This is a genomic window from Stakelama flava, from assembly GCF_019351405.1.
Classification (GTDB): domain Bacteria; phylum Pseudomonadota; class Alphaproteobacteria; order Sphingomonadales; family Sphingomonadaceae; genus Sphingomonas; species Sphingomonas flava_A.
Genome location: NZ_JAHWZX010000002.1, coordinates 95864 through 117039, shown reverse-complemented (window position 1 = coordinate 117039; position 21176 = coordinate 95864). Strand labels below are relative to the sequence as shown.

Genomic DNA, 21176 nt, shown 5'->3' with positions numbered 1-21176 from the left:
CAGCGCGCGACCTCGGGCGTGTAGCTCAGTGGTAGAGCACTGTGTTGACATCGCAGGGGTCGCAAGTTCAATCCTTGCCACGCCCACCATGTTTATCCCCAGGAACTGACCCTTTGGGCGGGTCCTGGGGAAAACAAATACTGCTTCCTTCCTGCTTTGCTGTTCGACTGGTTACCTGGTGTTTCCGCTAAGCCGGCGAGCGACGCCAAATGCAAGCGGCGCAGCATTCGGTTCATATGCTGGCTACGCATCCATAGTCATCACCGATCCCGAATCGACGCGCATATTGCCACCATTGACGAACCTTGCCTGTTCGGAAACCAGAAATACGATCATGGCGGCGACTTCTTCGGGGCGACCGCGCCGTTTCAGCGCCATGCCCGGCCGTTCTTCGTCGAGGAACGTTTCGACCGCCTCATCGAAGCTGACGCCTTTTTCGTCGGCGCGCTTCCGCATCATCGCGTCGGTCATCGGCGTTGCGATGAACGCGGGCGACACCGAATTCACCAGCACATTGTCGCCGCCATAGGCTTTCGACAACCCCTTGGTCAGGCTGAGGATGCCCGCTTTCGATGCGCAATAGGGCAATTCTTCGGTATAGGGCTGCTCCGCATCTTCCGAACCGATCAGGATGATACGCCCCCATTTGCGTGCGCGCATAGCCGGGATCGCTTCGCGCGCCATGCGCACCGCGCCCATCAGGTTGATCGATAGCGTATCGTCCCAACCCGAATCTTTGACATCGAGAAAGTCGCCTGTCGCACCGGTCACGCCGGCGCAATTCACCAGAATGTCGGGGTCGCCCAGTGCTTCGCGAACCGCGGCGTATAATGCAGTGACCGCATCCGTGCTGGTGACGTCGCAGGGCACCGCAATGACTGACCCCAGTGGCTCCAGCGACGCGCGCGCTTCCTCCAGCTTGTCCTCGTCCTGATCGGTAATCGCGACGCGAACGCCCTCCTGCAACAGCATTCGCGCGGTTTCGAAACCGATGCCGCTATCGGCCCCGCTGACCAAAGCGATACGTCCTTCGATATTGAGGTTCATTGGTGTTGCATCCTTCGCTGGATCAGAGCCGGGCGATATCGTTCGACCATTCGGCCTCCACCTCGATCGCTTCGCGGTCGCGGCCGCATGACAGCATCGCCTGGTCGCCTTTCCCATCTGAGCTGTCGGCGAAAAACACGGCGAAGTCGCCTGACTGAATCGAGCCTTGCTCGCGAGTTTTCACCGGCTTTCCGGCATGTCCGACATAGCGAAGTTTCGTGTCGTAATGGCCCGACCAGAAAAACGGCGTATCTGTAAATCCCTGATCGGTCTCGCCCAGCATCAGCCGCGCGAGATGTTCGCCCTGCCGCTGTGCATGAACCCAGTGTTCGATGCGCACCGGCCTGCCCAGCCGGGGGTGGGGATAGCTAGCGATGTCGCCGATCGCGCGGATGGCGGGGTCGCTGGTGGTGAGGTGTTTGTCGACATGTATCCCGTCCGCATCCTTCGCCAGTGTCAGACCGGCTTCGTGCGCCAGATCAATGCGAGGCGCAACGCCAGCACCGACCACCAGCATGTCGGCGGCGATCATCGTGCCATCGTCAAGCGTAACCGACGTGCCATCATAGGATGCGATCTGGCGTTGCAGGTGAAAGGTAATGCCCTGATTCTCGTGCACGCGCCGGACAAGACCGCCCGCTTCCGCGCCGAGCACGGACTCCATCGGGATTGCATTGCGATCTATCACCGTCACGCGAAGTCCGCGCTGACGCAATGATGCGGCGACTTCCAGTCCGACGAAGCTGCCGCCCAGCACGACCGCGCTTTCGGCGTTTTCGGCGGCAGCGATCAGGTTGTCGGCATCTTCGATCGAACGCAGGCGAAAGACTGACTTGCCGGCCTTGCCCCCGAAATCGGGAAGAACCGGCTCCGCGCCCGTCGCGAGCACCAGTGTGCCATAGGGGATTTGCTCGCCCGTATCGCTTGTCACGACGCGCTTTTCGCGGTCGATTGCGACGATCTTCGTTCCGGTACGGATTTGCGGACGTGCGCCGCCGTCTTCGCCGGGGCCGGGCAGAAAGCAGGAATCGCGATCCTGCGCGCCCGACAGATATTGTTTGGACAGCATGGTGCGCTCATAGGGCGGAGCTGCTTCGGCAGTGATGAGGGTTACGGCATCGCCCTGACCGGCGCGCGCCAGCTTGTCGGCAAGCGCATGACCGGCTGCCCCCGTACCGATGATGACGATCGGGGTATCCGCTTGCAGCTGCGCCTTGCGTGGTTTCGTGTCCCTGCGCCCGGTTACGCGAACCGTGCCCTCGGCCTCCTCGGTCGTGAAACAGCCGAGCGACGGGATTGCGGGACCGCCCACCGCCTCGCCGCTGGCAAGGTCGAACCGGGCGTGGTGCCAAGGACAGCGCAACTGGTCGCCGATCACCATGCCGGTTTCCAGCGGTGCGCCCAGATGCGTACAGCTTCCCCCCATGGCGAAAATGGCGTCTCCTCGCCGAACCAGCACCACCCGGGTGCCGTGATAGTCGCCGGCGACCGGATCGTCCTCACGCAATTGATCGCTGGGTATTCCGGTTGCGAGATCGGGCAGGTCGGTCATGGGGCGCTTGTCTCCTGGCGAGCGGCCACGTTGCAGCTTTACGCAAGGCAGGTCGCCTTGCGAGTGCCGTTCCGGCAAACTGGACTGGTCGCAATCGCTGATTGTTCGAACCGACAGCGCCGCAGACGTGATAATGTTCCCGCGCCTGGTGGATGCCAGCGCTCTCGGCGCTATTCCATTTGCGCCAGCATTTCGCCGATCTTTACAAAGGCGAATGCTACCGAACTGTCGGCAACGCCATAGGGCAAGAACAGGCTGTCGCCATGGCGCAGCGCCCCGCAGGTATAGACGACATTGGGGACATAGCCTTCGCGATCCTCGTCACGCGCCGACAGGATCGGATGTTTTGCCCGCGCCAGCACCTTTGAAGGGTCGTCCTTGTCGAGCAAAACCGCGCCGATGGCATATTTGCGCATCGCGCCCACGCCATGCGTCAGCAGCAGCCATCCCTCGTCCAGTTCGATCGGCGGGCCGCAATTGCCGATTTGTACGAACTCCCAGGGATAGACCGGTTCGAGTAGCAACTCGCCATCTTCCCAGTGATCGATCTCGTCAGAGGTGAGCAGGAACAGGTTCTGGCCGTCCTGCCGACCTATCATCATGTATTTTCCGCCGATCTTTCGCGGAAACAACGCCATGCCCTTGTTGCGCGCCGCCGCGCCGCGCATCGGCACCAGGTCCATCTTGCGGAAATCCTGCGTACGCAGCAATTCCGACTGAATTTCCCTGCCGGAATATGCCGTGTACGTCCCCAGATATTCCTTGGTGCCATCGTCATGCGTGAACAGCGTCAGGCGGACATCCTCCAGCCCGTTATGCTGTGCTTCGGTGATGGGGAAGATGACCGTACCCGAAATCGTGCTGTCGGTATGGCGATAGATGGTGACCGGTCCGCTTTGCGCTTTCAACCCGTTCGAATCGGGCAGATAGGCGGCGGTGGCGAAGGGCGGTTCGGCCGCCAGCAGCAATTCGTTGCGGTCGGTGATCAACCCTTCGCGAAACACGACCGAACTGATATGGCCTTCGCCCACCGCGCGTACCGACATCAGGATGCGTAGCGCGCTTCCGTCCAGCCCGCTCTGGTCGGGATGCGGCACCACGCTGGGGTTCATCAGCGCGGCGGCGGCATAGCTGTATTCGTGACAGAAATAGGCACCGATCAACTGTCGCTTTTCATCGCCGATATCCGGCAGGTCGAGGCCGAGCAGTCCGACGATCTCTTCATAGCGGCTCATGAAGACGCGCCGCGTCTGCCAGTGGCGCGCCTCGAAATCGGCAAGCACCGAAGCGAGCTGCGACCGGGTTTCCGCCATGTCCATATCGAGCACAGCCTGCACCAGGCGTTGCGCGCGCCCCGGTTCGGTTCCGCTCGCCTGCCAGGCAAGATTGAACGGCCGCACGACGACGCGCGAAGCATCGGCGGTCAGTCGCAGCGGATAGACATAGGCGTTGAGCATGATTTGCCGGTTTTCCCCCGAAAGCCCTTGGAAACAGCGTGTCGTTAGAAGCAGCCGATATGCGCAGCGCCGTCAAGCGGCATTGCGATTGCCCTCACTGTCCGACCGGTCGGACAACGATGCGATCGCGACATTGGCGAGCTGCAGGGCAAGGATCGATTCCGCGCCCTGATTGCGGTTCACGCCGTGCGGCATCAGCCCGTCGAAACAGCCGCCATCGCCGCGCGATGCCAATGGTTGGGCAAGGTCGTTATGCCCCAGATACCAGCGATAGGCGGTATGGGCGGCATTCGCCCAGCGGGAATCGCCGGTCGCGTCGCTCGCTGCGAGACATGCCTCGATCGTCGCCTGCGCTTCCAGCGGCTGTTGATCGAAGGGAAGCGGCGGTGAATAGGGGCGGTTGAAACTGTCGGTGCCGACTGGCCGGAACAGCCCGTGCGCGTTGGTCTGAATATCGAGGATCCAGTCGAGCGTTTCGATGCCGGTCGCGACGAAGTCGTCGCGGTTGAGGACGCTTCCCGCGCGGATAAGCGCTTCGCAAAGCCGGGCATTGTCATAGGCAAGCACCGCTTCGAACCAGCTCCAGTCAGGCCTTCGCGTGGCGGCGAGCAGGCGGTCGAGCAAGTCGCCGGCGCGTTCCAATATGGCGCGCGCTTCGCCATGGGCGGGGAAGGGGGTGAGTATCTGTGCCGCGCCAAGCGCTGCAAAGGCGATCGCGCGTGGCGATTCCAGCCCCTGAACCAGCGGCGCGGCCTGATCGAACAGATGGATCGCCCAATCGCGAAGCGCCTGATCGTTCGCCTTTGCCGCGACATGGCCCAGTGCCCACAGCGCCCGCCCGTTGCTGTCCTGCGACCCCTGATCCTCGCACCAGCTGCGGTCGTAGCGCATGAAATTGCGGAAGCGGCGAAGATCGGGGTTCCATGCATGTTGCAGAAAGGCGGCATAGACCGCCGACAAACGCGCAGCGCGCTTGTTCTCTTCACTTCCTATGACGCTCGTCAGGATGAGCGCGCGGGCATTATCGTCGACGCAATAACCGTGGTTGCGATCGGGAATCGAAAAGATGCCATGTTGAAGGATTCCCGTACCGTCGGTCATCCGCTCGACCGCCTCCAGATTTGGCGTTAGCGGGGTGCCGGGCTTGCTTGTCGTGCCAAGCGAGCGAACCCGCGCCCGCCGCGCCTTCGCGATCGCCGCGATGCCGCGCTCTGCCGATTTGGGCCAGATCATTTCGCGACCGCGCGCATAGGCGCGTGCCGCCATCGCGCCGCGCTGGGAGGCATCGCCAAGCAGCTGTTCGACCGCCTTGGCAAGCGCTGCGGAATCGCGTCGGGAAACGATGACGCCATGATCGTCGGCCAGAATTTCGCGCGCATGGATGTATGGCGTGGAAACCACCGGCTTTCCCAGCGCAACCGCATAGGACAGGGTGCCCGACGTTACCTGCGCCAGATTGAGATAGGGGGTGACGTACACATCGCACGCCTCCAGCCAGTCGAGCAGTGAATCCTCTTCCAGAAAGGAATCGATAAAGCGGACATTGCGTTCGATCCCCAGCGCCTGCACGCGCCGGACCAGCGATTCGCGATAGGCTTCGCCCTGTTCGCGCACCAGATTGGGGTGGGTCGCGCCGATGACGACATAACAGGCGTTGGGCTGTTCGGCGACAATCGCGGGCATCGCCTCGATCATGTAATCGATGCCCTTGTCGGGGGCGAGCAGGCCAAACGTCATAATGATCGGACGCCCGGACAGGTCATAGCGCGCTTTCACTTTGTCGGGATCGACATAGGGCCGATCGGGAACGCCATGTTCGATTACCGATATCCGTTCGGGCGCGACATCGTACAGATCGCAAAGCATGTCCCGGCCGCGCTGCGCCATCACGATCAGGTGACCCGCACGCTGCAACAGCCGTTCGAAAACGGTTCGTTCAGCGGGCGACGGGGATTCGAGCACGGTGTGCAAAGTCGCCACCACCGGCAGGGTGGATCGTTCGAGCAACAGCATCAGATGCGCCCCGGCATCACCGCCGAAAATGCCGAATTCATGCTGCACCCATATCGCCTGCGCGCCGCTCGCTTCGATCAGGCCCGCAGCCTCGCGATAGGCCATCGGGTCGCGCGCCGGGATCGTATGAATGCTCGAAGGATATTCCACGCCGCTGCCGTCATCCATCGCGTAATGGTCGACGGTGAGATCGGGGAAGCGCGCGTTTAGCGCGGTCACGACATGCGAAGTATAGGTGGCGAGGCCACAGCGGCGGGGCAAGGCGTTACCGATCATGGCGATATGATCGATGCCGGGCATGCTCCCCGGCATGGTGGGAACGACGTCGTTCGGCACGCCTTGAAATTCCTTAGTGAAGGGTCGGCAAAACCCGATGACCATTAACGATGTTGCACCGCAAAAGTTCCTTTTGCAAATGCCCTGCGGCTTTCGCGAGTCCATCGCGCTTCTTCGTGCGTTGGCGCGTCATGACCTTTACGCAGCACCATTCCACCGCCCAGTTGGACGATCATCCGCGGCGGCGTTATTATTCGGGCGGCAATCTGGATCGCGTCCAGTCGATCGAAGATCTGCGCGCGCGAACGCATCGATTGATGCCGCGGCTGGTCCTTGAATATCTGGAAGGCGGGTCTGGCGAAGAGGCGACGCTTGCGCGCGAACGTGCCGCATTCGCCGACTGGCGCTTCGTTCCGCATACGCTGGTCGACGAACATGATCGATCGGTAGCGCGCGACATATTGGGGCGTGAGGCGGCAATGCCGCTGCTCATCGCGCCGACCGGGCTTAACGGCATCATGCGCCGCCACGCAGACATCGCGCTGGCACAGGGTGCGGCAAGCGCCGGCGTTCCCTTCGTCCAGAGCACGATGTCGAACGAACGGATGGAGGATGTCGCCAAGGTAAAGGGACTTCGCCACTGGTGGCAGCTTTATGTCTTTGGCGGCAACGAAATCTGGCAATCGCTTGTCGATCGTGCGCATGATGCGGGGTGCGAGGCGCTGGTGCTGACCACCAATTCGCAGATTTTCGGACAACGCGAATGGTATGCGCGCACGCGGATGAACCAGACGATGCCATCGGTGCCGACCGTCCTGAACGCCGCGGCCCATCCACGCTGGATCGCCACGACGCTGAATCGCGGCATGCCCGACTTCGCCAACGTCATCGACTATATCCCAAAGGACAAGCGCGGTTTTTTCCAGAGCGCGTTCTGGATACGCTCGCAAATGCCCAAAACACTGTCTTGGGATCATGTCGCGCGCATCCGCGATCGGTGGAAACGCCCTTTTTTCCTGAAAGGGCTATTGCATCCGCACGATATCCGCCGCGCGATGGAAAGCGGCGTCGATGGGGTGATCCTCGGCAGTCATGGTGGGCGGCAGGGTGACTGGACGGTGTCCGCGCTCGACATGCTGCCAACGGCGCGCGAAATCGTCGGCGACTCCATGGCGCTGTATATGTCGGGCGGAATCCGTCGGGGGACCGATATTCTGAAGGCGGTTGCACTGGGCGCGGATGCCGTGCTCGCCGGGCGCGCGCCGCTTTACGGGCTTTGCGCCGCGGGGGCGGATGGTGTGGCCAAGGCGCTTGACCTGCTCCGCGCCGAAATGATGAACGAACTTGGTCAGATGGGAGCGAAGTCGATGGATTCGCTCAATCCCGATATTCTGGTTCGCGCCCGCGATCTGCCGCTCCAACTGCCCAAGAGCGCGGTCGGCGGGCAGGGTTAACCCTCTATTCGCCTTCCCGATCCGGCTCGTTGCCTGCATGTGGCGAGATGAAGGAGTGATGCCCGCATGCGCCGAACGATCGCCATCGCCATTATATCGCTTGCCGCCGGGATTGTGTCGGCGGCCATTCCGAATGCCCGGTCCAGCGAGCAGGCGCCCTTTGTGATCGAAAGCAGCGGGAAGGGCTTTTGGCGGCTGCAAGAGGCGGTGACTTCGATCCGCGACGGGGATGCGACGATCCTGATCGCGCCGGGAACCTATCATGACTGCGCGGTTCAGCAGGGCGGGCGGATCACCTTCCGCGCACGTCAGGCAGGCACTGCGATCTTTGACGGCACCGCCTGCGAAGGGAAGGCGGTACTGGTGCTTCGCGGGCGCGGCTCGCGGGTGGACGGGCTGGTGTTCCGCCATATTCGCGTCGCCGACGGCAACGGGGCCGGGATTCGTACCGAGATGGGCGATCTTGCCGTATCCAACGCGATGTTCCTCGACAGTCAGGAGGGGATATTGGGCGGTCAGCCGACCGATCAGCGGATCAGCATCGACCACTCGACCTTTTCCGGGCTTGGGCAATGCGACGAAACGACCGATTGCAGCCATTCGATCTACCTCGCCAATCAAGGCAGCGTGACCATCACCAATTCGCGCTTCGAACGCGGAACGGGCGGCCATTATGTGAAGCTGCGCGTGCCCGAAGTAACCATTACCGACAACAGCTTTGACGACAGCCGGGGCCACAAGACCAATTACATGATCGACCTGTCCGAAGGGGCAAGCGGCACCATCGCGCGCAACATCTTCGTTCAGGGGCCGGACAAGGAAAACTGGACCGGGATGATCGTGGTCGCGGCCGAAGCGCAGACCTATTCCTCCGCCGGGTTGCGCGTCGTTAACAATCGCGCCGCGCTGGCGCCGGGTCAGACGCACAGCCCCGCCTTTGTCGCAACGACCAGCCGCCAGCGGATCGACGTGGCCGATAACGACTTGGGGCAGGGCATCCGCCGGTTCGAACAGCGTTAGGCCGTTTAAGGCCTGAGGGAACCGGACATCGTTTCGCCCGGTTGAAGTCGCTACGCGCCCTTAACGAACGGACGAACGATGGAAACCGTAAATATCCTGATCAGGCAGCTCAATTCGATGTGGGTGGCCGCCGTCGCGTTGCTGCCCAGCATCGCCATCGCCGTCGTCGTGCTGCTGATCACATGGATCATTGCCAGGTTCGCCAAGAAGATTTCCGACCGGCTGACCGGTAAGACGCATATGCGGCCCAGCCTGCAATCGCTTGTCGAGACGCTGGTGGGGATTGCGATCTGGGTGGTAGGCGTGCTCACCGCGGTCACGATCCTGTTGCCCGGACTGACGCCCGCCAGCCTGCTCGCCGGGCTGGGAATCGGCACGGTGGCGATCGGCTTTGCCTTTCAGGATATATTTGAAAATTTCCTTGCCGGCGTGCTGATCATGGTGCGCAAGAAAATGCGCATCGGCGACATGATCGAATGCGAAGGCATCGCGGGCAAGGTCGAACACATCATGCTGCGTGAAACCCATGTCCGCAAACTGTCCAACGAACTGACGGTCGTGCCCAATTCGGTGCTGTTCAAGAACCCGGTGCAGATTCTGACCGATGGCGATCAGCGGCGGCACGAGATTGTGTGCGGCGTGTCGTACGATACCGATCTGGATGAGGCGCAGAAGGTGATACGCATGGCGGTCGAAAAGGCGGAAGGCGTCGATACCGACAAACGGATCGACGTGTTCGCGCGCGAATTCAATTCCAGTTCGATCGATTTCACCGTGCGCTGGTGGGCGGGATCGAAGCCGCTCGACATGCATCAGACGCGTGACACGGTGGTTCGCAGCATCAACCGCGAACTGAACGCCGCGGGGATCGAGATTCCCTTCCCCTATGTCACCAATACCTTCAAGGAGCCGTTGCGGCTGGTGCAGGAAACCGACCGCGGCGAGGCGGAGTGATCCTTGCACCCGGGTGGTTGAGGTAACCGCCAACCTCCGGGCAGGCGCTCGCTGCGCCGTCGATTAGATCGGTGCCGCGGCTATCGACTTCGCACGTATAAATTCAGGCGGGCGAGGTCGGCGAAACGCATGGCGGGCACCTCCAAGGGAGGCTAGAGTGCGGGGCCGGTGCCGCGATCCGCGATGGATGGCGGCGGAACAAGCGGGGTGTGTGCGGCTTGCGGTTCGTAATCATGACAATGCTGGCGCTTTTCGCGCTCCTACCGGGGGTTGCCAGGGCGCAGATCGGCGGAAGCGAACGGCATATCGCGATGCGGTTGATCGCCGAAACCGATCGACCTGCGCCGGGCGGCGACGTGACGATCGCATTTGCCGCGCGGCCTCAGCCCGGCTGGCACGGCTATTGGAAAAATCCCGGCGATGCGGGGGTGCCGCCGCGCGCTGACTGGACGCTGCCCGACGGGGTGAGCGCCGCGCCGCTGGAATATCCGGTGCCCCAGCGGCTGATGATCTCCGGCATCATGAACTATGTTTATGAAGGGCCGTTTGCGCTGCTCACCACCTTGCACATACCGGACGGATTGTCGCCGGGCAGCGCACTACCGGTTTCGGTAAAGCTCGATTATCTGGTGTGCACGCACGAAATCTGCGTGCCCGAAAGCGCGACGCTGAGCACCCGGCTTACCATCGGCGATGGCAGCGTTCCGCCCGGTCGTCGCGCACGGTTCGATCGCTGGCGCCGTGCGCTGCCGCGTCCGCTGGGGGCCGAAGCAACCTTCGCCACCGATGCCGACGGGCTACGCCTCTCTGTGCCGTTCCCGGCCGAAGCGACGCTTGCCAAAGACGCCTATTTCTTCCCGCTCACCGATGGCGTGATCGATTATTCTGCACCGCAAAGACTGATGCGCAAGGGCGACCGCCTGATCATCGCGACCAGGGCGGGGGGCGCGGCGGGCGAACTGCTTCGCGGCGTGCTGAAAACCGGAGCGGGGAGCGGTTTCACGCTGGAAGCGCGCGCCGGCGCGGTTGCGGCGATTTCGTCAGATGAACCGGCGGGATTCGACTGGGCGACGCTGTTCGCTGCGCTGGGCGGCGCGGTGCTGGGTGGGCTGATCCTCAACATCATGCCTTGCGTGTTTCCGATCCTTAGTCTGAAGGCGCTTGGTCTGGCGCGCGCAGGGGAGAGCGAAACGAAGGCGCGCGGCGAAGCGCTGGCCTATGCCGGCGGGGTAGTGCTCACCTGTCTCGCGCTCGGCGGCCTGTTGCTGGGTCTTCGGGCGGGCGGGCTGGCGGCGGGCTGGGCCTTCCAGCTGCAAAACCCGCAGGTCATTGCGTTTCTGCTGTTGCTCGTCACCGCAATCGCATTGAACCTTGCCGGATTGTACGAATTTTCAATGCCCGCGCTGGCCGGACGTTTCGCGTCGGCAACGCCCGGCGGCGGAAAAGGCGGCGCGTTCGCCACCGGGGCGCTTGCGGCGTTTGTGGCGACGCCGTGCACCGGCCCGTTCATGGGTGCGGCGCTGGGCGCGGCGCTGGTGCTGCCATGGTATGCGGCGCTCGCTATTTTCGCCGGGCTGGGCATCGGCCTTGCGCTGCCGTTCCTCGCCATCGGGTTCGTGCCCGCGATCCGTCGGCGGCTGCCAAGGCCCGGCGCGTGGATGGAGACGCTTCGCCACATACTTTCGGTGCCGATGTTCGCGACCGCGCTCGCGCTGGCATGGATATTGGGTAGGCTGGCGGGGGCAGACGGCATGGCGCTGGGTCTGGGGGCGGCGCTGTTCTTCGCGCTGGGCCTGTGGTGGACCGGTTGGCGCCAGCGGCGCGGCAAGGTGCGCGCATTCGTGCCCACGCTGATGCTGGGGATGGGAGCGGTAGCCGCGCTTTTCGCCATTACCCGCGCGCCCGCCACTGCCGCATCGGGGCAAACGCGGCTGGGCGCGCAGCCGTTCAGCGAGGCGCGGCTAGCGGCGCTGAGGAGCGACGGGCGTCCGGTCTTTGCCTATTTCACCGCCGATTGGTGCCTTACCTGCAAGGTGAACGAAAAGGCGGCGATCGAAACAAATGCGGTCGCGGATTCCTTTGCGAAGAACAATGTCGCCGTGCTGGTCGGCGACTGGACCGACGGCGATCCCGAACTGGGCCGCTTCCTCGAAGCGCATCATCGTGCGGGCGTTCCGCTATATTTATGGTATGCTGCCGGTGCCGGGGAGCCGCGCGTGCTGCCGCAGGTGCTGACGCCGTCGCTGCTGGCGGCGCTTCCCGACAGCGTGCGCGCCGGGGAATGACGAGGAGAAATCGCCATGAATCGCACCCGTATTTTCGCCGCCGCGACAGCCGCCGTCGCTGCATTCGTCGCAGGTCCGATCGCCGCGCAACAGACTGTGGGTCAACAGGCGCGCAATTTCCGCCTGACCGACATGCATGGAAAGAATGTCGAACTTGCCGATTATCGCGGCAAAATCGTCGTGCTCGAATGGAATAATCCCGGCTGCCCGTTCGTTCAGAAACATTATCGCAGCGGCAATATGCAGAATACTCAGGTGAAGGCGCGCGAAATGGGCGCGGTATGGCTCACCATCAATTCGGGCGCTCCGGGCAAGCAGGGCAATATGACCGGTGCCCAGGCACAACGCTTTGTCGCCGATCAAAAGGCGAAGCCGACCGACTATCTGCTTGATCCCAAAGGCGTGGTGGGCAAGGCCTATGACGCGAAAACGACGCCGCACCTGTATATAATCGCCGCTGACGGAACGCTGGTATATCAGGGTGGGATGGACGACAGGCCGACGGCTGATCCGGCGGATATCGACGGTGCGCGCAACCATGTCATCGCCGCGCTGCGGGAATTGTCGGCAGGACAACCGGTCTCGGTCAGCGAAACGCGCCCTTATGGCTGTTCGGTAAAATACGCTTCCTGAAGTCTCGCAGTGCTGCCCTTGTGCGGCGCACAAAAACATTGCAGCATGGAACCGAAACCCATCCCGGCGACTTGGGAGAAGGAATGGTAAACACGCGCGCTTTCGATGAGATATGGGGCACCGGCGGGCCGGATGCCCCCCGAACCGAATTCGCCGCGCTATCGCGATGGATCCATGACACGCCTTCCGCCGATCTTGAACGGCGGCTGCAATCGGCAGAGGCGACCTTTCGCCAGCTCGGCATCACCTTTGCCGTATATGGCGAAAAGGAAGCGTCCGAACGCATTATTCCGTTCGATCTCGTACCGCGCATCTTCCTGCCCGACGAATGGCGCAGCCTTTCCGAAGGCCTGATCCAGCGGGTGGAGGCGATCAACGCCTTTCTGAACGATATTTATGGCAAGCGCGAAATATTAAAGGCGGGAATCATCCCGCCCGAACTGATTTTCCGCAACCCGCAGTTCCGAACCGAAGTAGCGGGTATCCGCCCTCCGCATCAGGTCTGGGCGCATATCTGCGGCATCGATCTTATCCGTACCGGCCCGGACGAATTTTTCGTGCTGGAAGACAATGCCCGCACCCCGTCGGGTGTATCGTACATGCTGGAAAACCGCGAAGCGATGCTCCGGCTGTGTCCCGAGCTTTTCCGCGAATTCCGCGTCGCGGCAGTCGATGGCTATCCTGACATGCTGCATGGCACGATGCGCTCGGTCGCTCCGGCAGGGCGTGAGAAAGATCCGCTGTGCGTGGTGTTGACGCCCGGCCATTATAACTCGGCCTATTACGAGCACAGCTATCTGGCCGATGCGATGGGCATCGAACTGGTCGAGCCTGCCGATCTGCTGGTCGATGACGATATCGTCTATATGCGCACGATCGGCGGATATGTTCGCGTCGACGTCATTTATCGCCGGGTCGATGACGACTTTCTGGACCCGCTGGTATTTCGCCCCGATTCGATGCTTGGCGTGCCGGGGATTATGGCGGCGTATCGCGCGGGCAATGTCACATTGATGAACGCACCGGGCAACGGCATCGCCGACGACAAGGCGATTTACAGCTATATGCCGGAAATCGTGCGCTTTTATACCGGCAAGGACGCGAAGCTTCCCAATGTCGAAACCTATCGCTGCCGCGAGCCCGACGCGTACCAATATGTGCTCGACCATATGCATGAGCTGGTGGTGAAGCTGGTCGACGGATCGGGCGGTTACGGAATGCTGGTCGGACCGGCTTCGACCAAGGCGGAGGTCGCCGAATTTCGCAAGGCGGTTGAGGCCCAGCCCGAACGCTATATCGCGCAGCCGACGCTTGCCTTGTCCACCGTCCCGACTTTCACCGACAGCGGCATCGCGCCGCGCCATGTCGATTTCCGCCCCTTTGTCCTGACCGGCAAGGGCAAGCCGCAAGTGGTGTCGGGCGGGCTGACTCGCGTTGCGCTGAAGGAAGGGTCGCTGGTGGTTAATTCCAGCCAAGGCGGCGGCACGAAGGACAGTTTCGTTCTCCTCGATGATCCGGGCACGCCGACCCGGTCGCAGCGGCAATCGGGCGGCGGTCGCTCGCAGCAACAACAGCAGGGGGGCTGACGCAATGACGGTCATGCTCTCGCGAACCGCGGCGTCGCTTTATTGGTTGGGCCGCTACACCGAACGCGCGGATTTTATCGCGCGTCTGGTGGAGGCAACGGTGCGGCTGGACGCGCTGTCCGCCCGTCCCGCTGGCGAGGATGCCTGGGAAAGCGCGCTGATCGTCACCTATAACGAGGAAGCGTTTGCCGAAACGGGGGAAGACCTAAATCAGCAGAATGTTTCGCGTTTCCTCACCATGGATACCGCGCATCCCGGTTCGATCATGGAATGCCTGCGCATGGCGAGAAACAATGCGCGGGCAGTGCGCACCGCGCTGACCCGCGAGGCATGGACGGCAATCAACCGGGCATGGCTTGAATTTCAGAAGATCGACAATCCCGGCGGGACCAGCGCGACGTTGAATCTGGTGGAAACGGTGAAAGCCGAAATGCGCGGATTTGAAGGCGCGATCCACCGGATGATGAAGAATGAGGCGACGTGGTTCATCCGGCTGGGCGGCGCGATCGAACGCGCCGACAATACCGCCCGGTTGATCGACGTGAAATATCACCTGCTGCTGCCAGAGGGTGAGAAGGTCGGCGGCGTTGTCGATCGGGACCAATGGACGACGATCCTTCAGACCGTGTCGGCCGTCACCGCCTATCGCTGGCTGTATCGCGAAGGGTTGAAACCCGGATCGGTGATCGAATTGCTGATGACGCGGCCGGAACTGCCGCGATCGCTTGCCGCCTGTGTCGACGAAACGGTTGACGTGCTCGCGATGCTGGGCAAGCGGACGGGATTGCAGGGCGAGGCGGATCGGATGGCGCGCGCACGGCTGGCGCGTATGAACAAGACGCGCGGCGACGAAGTCATCGTGTCGGGCCTGCACGAATATCTTCAGGCCTTTATTCGGGAAAACGCCATGCTCGATGCGGCAATTGCTCGCCAGTTCCGGTTCGTCTGATGCGCGTCGCGGTCAATCATGTCACCCGCTATCGCTTCGACGAGGCGCAGGATCGCATTATTCAGGCGGTGCGGATGCGCCCGTGCGAGACCGATCACCAGACGGTTGTCGCGTGGCGTTTCGACGTAGATTGCGATGCACGGCTGAAAAAGCATGAGGACGGATTCGGCAACGAAGTCACGATGATTTACGTCCCCGGTCCGGTCAAGGCGGTCGATCTGGTGGTGACCGGGGAAGTGCTAACCGACGGTGCGGCGAACGGAATCGTGCAGGGGGCGGCCGAACCCTTGCCGCCCGAACTTTTCCTGCGCAGTTCACCGCGAACGGCGCCGGCCAAGGCAATCGGTAAATTCGCGCATGACATCATGTCCGGCGAACCGACAATTGAACTTCTCCACAAGCTCAATATCGCGGTCGGCGAGCGGTTGACGGAAAAACCCGGCAAGCCCGAAGACAGTCGTGTCGCCAGCGATGTGTTCGAAGCCGGCGAAGCAACCGTGCGCGAAATGGCCAACGTCCTGGTCACTGCCGCCCGCGCGGCCAATCTGCCCGCGCGTTTCGTATCCGGATATCGTGCCAGCAAGAGCGACGAACCCGCCGAAAGCCTACATGCCTGGGCGGAAATCTACTTATCCGATCTCGGCTGGGTCGGGTTCGATCCCGCTGCGGGCATTTCGCCCGATCAATGCTATGTCCGGGTCGCCGTGGGGCTGGACGATGCCGATACCGCGCCATTTTCGGGTTCGCGCGCAGGGCCGGGCGAAGAGACGCTGGATGTTGAAGTGCAGGTGGGGGCGGCTCAGAACTGATCCGCGCTGCCACAACCCGGCAGAGGACGATTGCGCCGATTCAGGCGAATTGCGGTGTCTGCTGGGCGGGAAGCGGTTTCGCGACATGGGTGTCGTCGAGCGCGCTCCACCCGTTCGGCCCCAGCATTTCCATTGGGCGGTAGCGGGTTTTATATTCCATCCGATCCGATCCTTTCACCCAATAGCCGAGATAGACATAGGGCAGGCCCGCCTCACGCGCCCGAGTAATGTGATCGAGGATAATGTAATTGCCCAGTCCGGGCCGGGCGTCCTCGTCCGCCATGAAGAAGCTGTAGATCATCGAGAGGCCGTCGATCTGGCGATCGGTAATGCACGCGCCGACCAGCCGGCCGCGTTCACCCTCGGCGGCGGGTTCGCGATATTCGATGACATAGGAATCGACCGGGCTGTGCTCGACCATGTCGGCATAGTCGGCCTCATCCATCATCGCCATGCCGCCGCCGGGATGGCGCATCTTCAGATAGCGGCGGAGCAGTTCGAACTGTTCCTCGGTCGCCCAGGGCTTGCAGGCGGTCGCTACCAGATCGGAATTGCGGCGCATCAGCTTGCGCTGCGTCGCGTTGCACTTGAACTGATCGGTAACCACGCGAACCGAAACGCATGCGGCGCATCCCGCGCAACTGGGTCGATACGCGACCGACTGGCTGCGGCGAAATCCGATCCGGCCCAGCGCGTCGTTCAACTCTCCGGCATGCGGGCCGGTGAGTTCGGTGAACACCTTCCGTTCCTGGCGACCGGGAAGATAGGGGCAGGGCGACGGACTGGTCACGAAAAAGCGTGGAAATCGAAACGGTGCGCTCACGGTTCTGGTCCCTTTCGCCGCCTGTGGCCGGTCAGTTGCGAAGGCGAGTATGCAGGCCGGAGGGCATGATGAAAAGGCGATTCACCATGAAAGAAAGTTAACGATTAATGATTTTGTGGACAGACCGTGTCGGTGCACGTCGGCATAGAAGCGCGATTCTATCGCAATCGAAAACAAAGGGAATCGGGCTGCGACTCGGTTCGTCGCAGCCCTGATTCCTTTCGTCACGCCAGTTCGACGGGGCTGACTTCGTACCCGCTGTCGCGCAGCGCGGTGATCAACCGTTCAAGATGCTTTTCGTCGCGCGTTTCGCATTCGATGTCGGTGATCAGCCCCTTGGCGGGGAGCGATGTGAACACCCGCTGGTGATACACCTCGATAATGTTGACGCCCTGTTCGTGGAAAATCCTGGCGACGTTGAACAGCGCGCCGGGGCGGTCCTGCAGGCGAATGCGAAGCCGGGCGAGGCGGCCCGACCGAGCAAGGTCACGAAGCAGCACATTGGCGAGCAGGCGGGTGTCGATATTGCCGCCGCAAAGAACGGTTCCAACCTTCTTGCCCTTGAACCGTTCGGGATAGGTCATCATCGCGGCAAGCCCCGCCGCGCCCGCGCCCTCAACGACCGTCTTCTCTATCTGAAGCAGCAGACTGACCGCCTCTTCAAGCGAGCGTTCGCCAACCAGCAGGATTTCATCGACGTTTTCCGCAACGAAGCGCGATGTGATCGCGCCGGGTTCCTTCACCGCGATGCCTTCGGCCAGCGTATCGCCAGCGCACACGCGCTGCGCCTTGTTGATGCGGTTGTACATCGACGGGTAGAGTTCGGCCTCCACGCCGATGATCTCGATCCCGCGTTCCTGCGCCTTGGCGACGGTGGATATGCCGGAAATCAGCCCGCCGCCGCCGATAGGCACGACCAGCGTGTCGAGGTCGGGACAGTCCTCCAGCATTTCCAGCGCGATCGTGCCCTGACCGGCGATGATGCGCGGATCGTCAAACGGATGGACAAAGGTATAGCCGCGCTCCGCCTCAAGCTGGCGTGCATGGGCATAGGCATCGTCGAAGGTTTCGCCGTGCATCACGACATTCGCGCCATGGCCTTCGGTCTGGGTGACCTTAACCGTGGGCGTCGGCACGGGCATGACGATGGTGGAAGGAATGCCGAGGCGCGTCGCGTGATAGGCAAGTCCCTGCGCATGATTGCCCGCCGATGCGGCGATCACGCCCTTTTGGCGCGCTTCGTCATCCAGTTGCAGCAGCGTGTTGAGCGCGCCGCGCTCCTTATACGCAGCGGTGAATTGCAGGTTTTCGAATTTCAGGAAGATGTCGGCGCCGATCATGTCGGACAGTGTGCGGCTGATCAGCGTGGGGGTGCGTACGACCGCGCCCTCGATCCGCTTCGCCGCCATGCGGATATCGTCGATCGTGACGGGAAGGGGGTCGTTCGTGTTTTCAGCCTGAGACGCCATGCCGGTTCCGTTGTTGCTGCCGCTCGCCTTCGAACGGCGTCGAAAAGAGGATCATGTCCGGTGCGCATCGCGCGAACCGGGAAGAACTAAGGTTTCGACGCTTGTTCGGCCCGAACGGACCTGTTGGTTCGCGCAACCCCCTAGCTCATCTCATGAGGCGGGGAAACACAGCTTGTGCATCGCACACCCCCCTAGTGTCGGACGACCGGGCTGCCTATGAGGGGCGCCATGGCAAAGCTGGCATTTATCGGAATGGGCGTGATGGGCGCACCGATGGCGGGGCACCTCGTCACGGCGGGACACGACGTCACGGTGTTCAACCGCACACGTGCAAAGGCGGACGACTGGGCGGACAAACATGGCGGCACCGTCGCCGCGACCCCGGCGGAAGCGGCGAAGGATTGCGACATCGTCTTCGCTTGCGTCGGCAATGACAACGATCTGGAAGCGGTGACGCTGGGCACGGACGGCGCGTTCGGCGCGATGAAGGCGGGCAGCGTTTTCGTCGATCACACCACCGTTTCGGCGGCGATCGCCCGGCGACTGGCGGATGAGGCGCAGGGGCGCGGGTTCGCCAGCATCGATGCGCCGGTTTCGGGGGGGCAGGCCGGGGCCGAAAACGGCAAGCTGTCGATTATGTGCGGCGGCGCTGCGGATGCCATGGCCGTGGCCGAACCGGTGATGCAGGCATATGCAGCGCGGATCGTCCATGTCGGCGGCCCCGGGGCGGGTCAGACAACCAAGATGTGCAACCAGATCGCGATTGCCGGGGCAATTCAGGGCGTTGCCGAATCGCTTCGCTTCGCACAGGCGAGCGCGCTTGACCTCGACAAGGTGTTCGAAGCGATCTCCGGCGGCGCGGCGCAAAGCTGGCAGATGGTCAATCGCTGGGAAACGATGGCGAAGGACGAATTCGATTTCGGCTTCGCAATCGACTGGATGCGCAAGGATCTGGGCCTTGCGCTGGATGAGGCGAAGCGCAACGGCGCACAGCTTCCGGTCGCGGCGCTGGTCGATCAATTTTATTCCGAAGTACAGAAAATGGGCGGTGCGCGGCAGGACACCAGCGCGCTGGTCAGGAGAATCCGCAAGTGAAATCGCGTATCCGGGCGTCGCTGGCATGTGCCGCGGCGCTCTTCATGACGGGCGTTGCGCATGCCGATGCGCTGGTCGACAATGTCGATGGACTGGCGCTGGACAAGGATGGCGACGTCATCCATTTCAACGGCCTGCTGATCGGCAAGGATGGCCGCGTAACGAAGCTGCTTACCCGCAAGGACAAGCGGCCCGAAACGCTCGACTGGCGCAACGACATGCATGGCGCGGTGCTGATCCCCGGCATGATCGACGCGCATGGTCATGTCATGGAGCTTGGCTTTCGCGAAATGTCGCTCGACCTGAGCGACACCAGTTCGCTTGACGAAGCCAAGGCGAAGATCGCCGCCTTCGCGAAAGCGAATCCGGATCGGCCCTGGATCCTGGGCGGCGGATGGAATCAGGAAAAATGGGGACTTGGCCGCTTCCCGAATGCAGGCGATCTTGCCGGGCTGACCGACAAGCCGATCTGGCTTACCCGCGCCGACGGCCATGCCGGCTGGGCCAATGACGTCGCGATGAAGGCTGCCGACGTAACCGCGAAGACGAAAGCGCCAGAGGGCGGGCGGATCGAAACCGGAGCAGGCGGCGCGCCGAGCGGGGTGTTCGTCGATGCCGCGACCGACCTGATCGAAAAGGTCGTGCCAAAGCCCAATCCGCGCGATTACGACGCGGCATTGATCCGTGCGCAGCAAAAACTGCTGTCGGTGGGAATTACGGCGACCAGCGACATGGGAACGACGCTGGACGACTGGATGGCGTATCGCCGCGCGGGCGATCGGGGCGATCTGCGCGTGCGGATCATGAGCTATGCCAGGGGCCCGGATGTCGCGGCGACCATCGCAGGGCCGGGGCCGACGCCGTGGTTGTATGATGACCGGCTTAAGGTCGTCGGGATCAAACTGTATGCCGACGGCGCGCTGGGATCGCGCGGGGCATGGCTGAAAGCGCCGTATAGCGACGCGCCGAAGCAGAGCGGCCTGCAATTGCTGTCCGACGACCAGCTTCTCAATTTGATGAGCCGCGGCGCGATGGATCATTTCCAGCTTGCCGTACACGCGATCGGCGATGCCGCGAACAAGCAGGTGCTCGACGCGATCGACGAACTTGCGCAAACCTATAAGGGCGATCGGCGCTGGCGGATCGAACATGCGCAGATCGTCGACCCCGCCGACCTGCCGATGTTCGAAAAGCACGGCATCATCGCGTCGATGCAACCGGTGCACGCGACGTCGGACATGCATATGGCGGAGGCGCGGCTGGGCGACGATCGGCTTCAGGGCGCCTATGCCTGGCGCTGGATGCTCGATCATGACGTGCCGCTTGCCTTTGGTTCGGATTATCCGGTGGAAGGCCCCGATCCGTTCGCCGGCTGGGCTGCCGCCTTTACCCGGCAGGACGAAAACGGCATGCCCTTTGGCGGCTGGCATCCCGAACAGGCGGTGACGCGCGAACAGGCATGGTCGGCCTTTACGCGGGGCGGTGCCTATGCCGGGTTCGCGGAGAATGAATTCGGCACGCTTGCCCCGGGCGAGATGGCCGATTTCCTGATCGTCGATCGCGATCCCATGCTCGCCAGCCCGACCGAGCTTCGCACGCTTAGGGTGCTGGAAACCTGGGTCGGCGGCCGATTGACGTGGCAGCGCAAGGGCGGCGGCAAGGACTGATCATTTTGTCGACCATGCTCCCTGACACCTTGCCTGCCGAATATATTTGACCCGAAAGGGCGGCGCGCGTAGCGGGTCGCCGCCTTG

At 62.5% G+C, this 21176-nt stretch carries 16 protein-coding genes and 1 tRNA gene; 11 read left to right on the top strand and 6 right to left on the bottom strand.

Annotation, left to right across the window (positions count from 1 at the left end; genetic code table 11):
* Positions 1–14: 14 nt before the first annotated feature.
* A tRNA-Val gene (locus tag KY084_RS02680) sits at positions 15–89 on the top strand.
* A gap of 154 nt (positions 90–243) precedes the next feature.
* Here the strand turns inward: KY084_RS02680 and KY084_RS02675 are convergent.
* The 4 genes from KY084_RS02675 to KY084_RS02660 all read right to left on the bottom strand — a co-directional run bounded on the left by KY084_RS02675 (position 244) and on the right by KY084_RS02660 (position 6381).
* Complete coding sequence (locus KY084_RS02675) at positions 244–1047, bottom strand: SDR family NAD(P)-dependent oxidoreductase (protein WP_219236893.1); 804 nt, start codon at positions 1045–1047, stop codon at positions 244–246.
* 22 nt (positions 1048–1069) lie between these two features.
* Positions 1070–2599 carry an FAD-dependent oxidoreductase gene (locus tag KY084_RS02670; protein ID WP_219236892.1) on the bottom strand — a complete coding sequence of 510 codons (1530 nt, stop codon included), beginning with the start codon at positions 2597–2599 and terminating at the stop codon, positions 1070–1072.
* A gap of 170 nt (positions 2600–2769) precedes the next feature.
* On the bottom strand, positions 2770–4056 hold the full coding sequence (locus tag KY084_RS02665; protein WP_219236891.1) for a glycoside hydrolase family 130 protein: 1287 nt from the start codon (positions 4054–4056) through the stop codon (positions 2770–2772).
* A 72-nt stretch (positions 4057–4128) separates the two neighbouring features.
* Positions 4129–6381 (bottom strand): glycosyltransferase family 4 protein, encoded by a 2253-nt coding sequence (locus tag KY084_RS02660; RefSeq protein WP_219237087.1) that lies wholly within the window; start codon positions 6379–6381, stop codon positions 4129–4131.
* A 155-nt stretch (positions 6382–6536) separates the two neighbouring features.
* Here KY084_RS02660 and KY084_RS02655 point away from each other — a divergent pair, with 155 nt between their 5' ends.
* The 8 genes from KY084_RS02655 (at position 6537) to KY084_RS02620 (ending at position 16035) form a co-directional block, all read left to right on the top strand.
* Positions 6537–7799, top strand: a complete 1263-nt coding sequence (locus tag KY084_RS02655; protein ID WP_246586818.1) for an alpha-hydroxy acid oxidase — start codon at positions 6537–6539, stop codon at positions 7797–7799.
* A 66-nt stretch (positions 7800–7865) separates the two neighbouring features.
* Entirely contained in the window at positions 7866–8819 is a 954-nt protein-coding gene (locus KY084_RS02650) for a right-handed parallel beta-helix repeat-containing protein (protein WP_219236889.1), read from the top strand.
* A gap of 78 nt (positions 8820–8897) precedes the next feature.
* Complete coding sequence (locus KY084_RS02645; protein WP_219236888.1) at positions 8898–9773, top strand: mechanosensitive ion channel family protein; 876 nt, start codon at positions 8898–8900, stop codon at positions 9771–9773.
* A 233-nt stretch (positions 9774–10006) separates the two neighbouring features.
* Positions 10007–12058, top strand: coding sequence for a protein-disulfide reductase DsbD family protein (locus tag KY084_RS02640; protein ID WP_219236887.1), 2052 nt, complete (start codon positions 10007–10009; stop codon positions 12056–12058).
* 15 nt (positions 12059–12073) lie between these two features.
* On the top strand, positions 12074–12691 hold the full coding sequence (locus KY084_RS02635; RefSeq protein ID WP_219236886.1) for a redoxin domain-containing protein: 618 nt from the start codon (positions 12074–12076) through the stop codon (positions 12689–12691).
* A gap of 83 nt (positions 12692–12774) precedes the next feature.
* Positions 12775–14277 carry a circularly permuted type 2 ATP-grasp protein gene (locus tag KY084_RS02630; protein WP_219236885.1) on the top strand — a complete coding sequence of 501 codons (1503 nt, stop codon included), beginning with the start codon at positions 12775–12777 and terminating at the stop codon, positions 14275–14277.
* 13 nt (positions 14278–14290) lie between these two features.
* Positions 14291–15226, top strand: coding sequence for an alpha-E domain-containing protein (locus tag KY084_RS02625; protein ID WP_219237086.1), 936 nt, complete (start codon positions 14291–14293; stop codon positions 15224–15226).
* Positions 15226–16035, top strand: coding sequence for a transglutaminase family protein (locus KY084_RS02620; RefSeq protein WP_219236884.1), 810 nt, complete (start codon positions 15226–15228; stop codon positions 16033–16035). The genes KY084_RS02625 and KY084_RS02620 overlap by 1 nt, the downstream gene beginning before the upstream one ends.
* 40 nt (positions 16036–16075) lie before the next feature.
* Here the strand turns inward: KY084_RS02620 and KY084_RS02615 are convergent, their stop codons facing one another.
* Both KY084_RS02615 and KY084_RS02610 read right to left on the bottom strand, forming a co-directional pair.
* Entirely contained in the window at positions 16076–16858 is a 783-nt protein-coding gene (locus KY084_RS02615) for an arginyltransferase (protein WP_219236883.1), read from the bottom strand.
* Between the two features lie 224 nt (positions 16859–17082).
* Positions 17083–18327, bottom strand: coding sequence for a threonine ammonia-lyase (locus KY084_RS02610; protein ID WP_219236882.1), 1245 nt, complete (start codon positions 18325–18327; stop codon positions 17083–17085).
* 228 nt (positions 18328–18555) lie between these two features.
* Here KY084_RS02610 and KY084_RS02605 point away from each other — a divergent pair, with 228 nt between their 5' ends.
* Together KY084_RS02605 and KY084_RS02600 are read left to right on the top strand one after the other, a co-directional pair.
* A complete protein-coding gene (locus KY084_RS02605) occupies positions 18556–19422 on the top strand; it encodes an NAD(P)-dependent oxidoreductase (protein WP_219236881.1) in 867 nt (288 codons plus the stop codon).
* A gap of 44 nt (positions 19423–19466) precedes the next feature.
* Positions 19467–21089 carry an amidohydrolase gene (locus tag KY084_RS02600; protein ID WP_219237085.1) on the top strand — a complete coding sequence of 541 codons (1623 nt, stop codon included), beginning with the start codon at positions 19467–19469 and terminating at the stop codon, positions 21087–21089.
* Positions 21090–21176 lie beyond the last annotated feature (87 nt).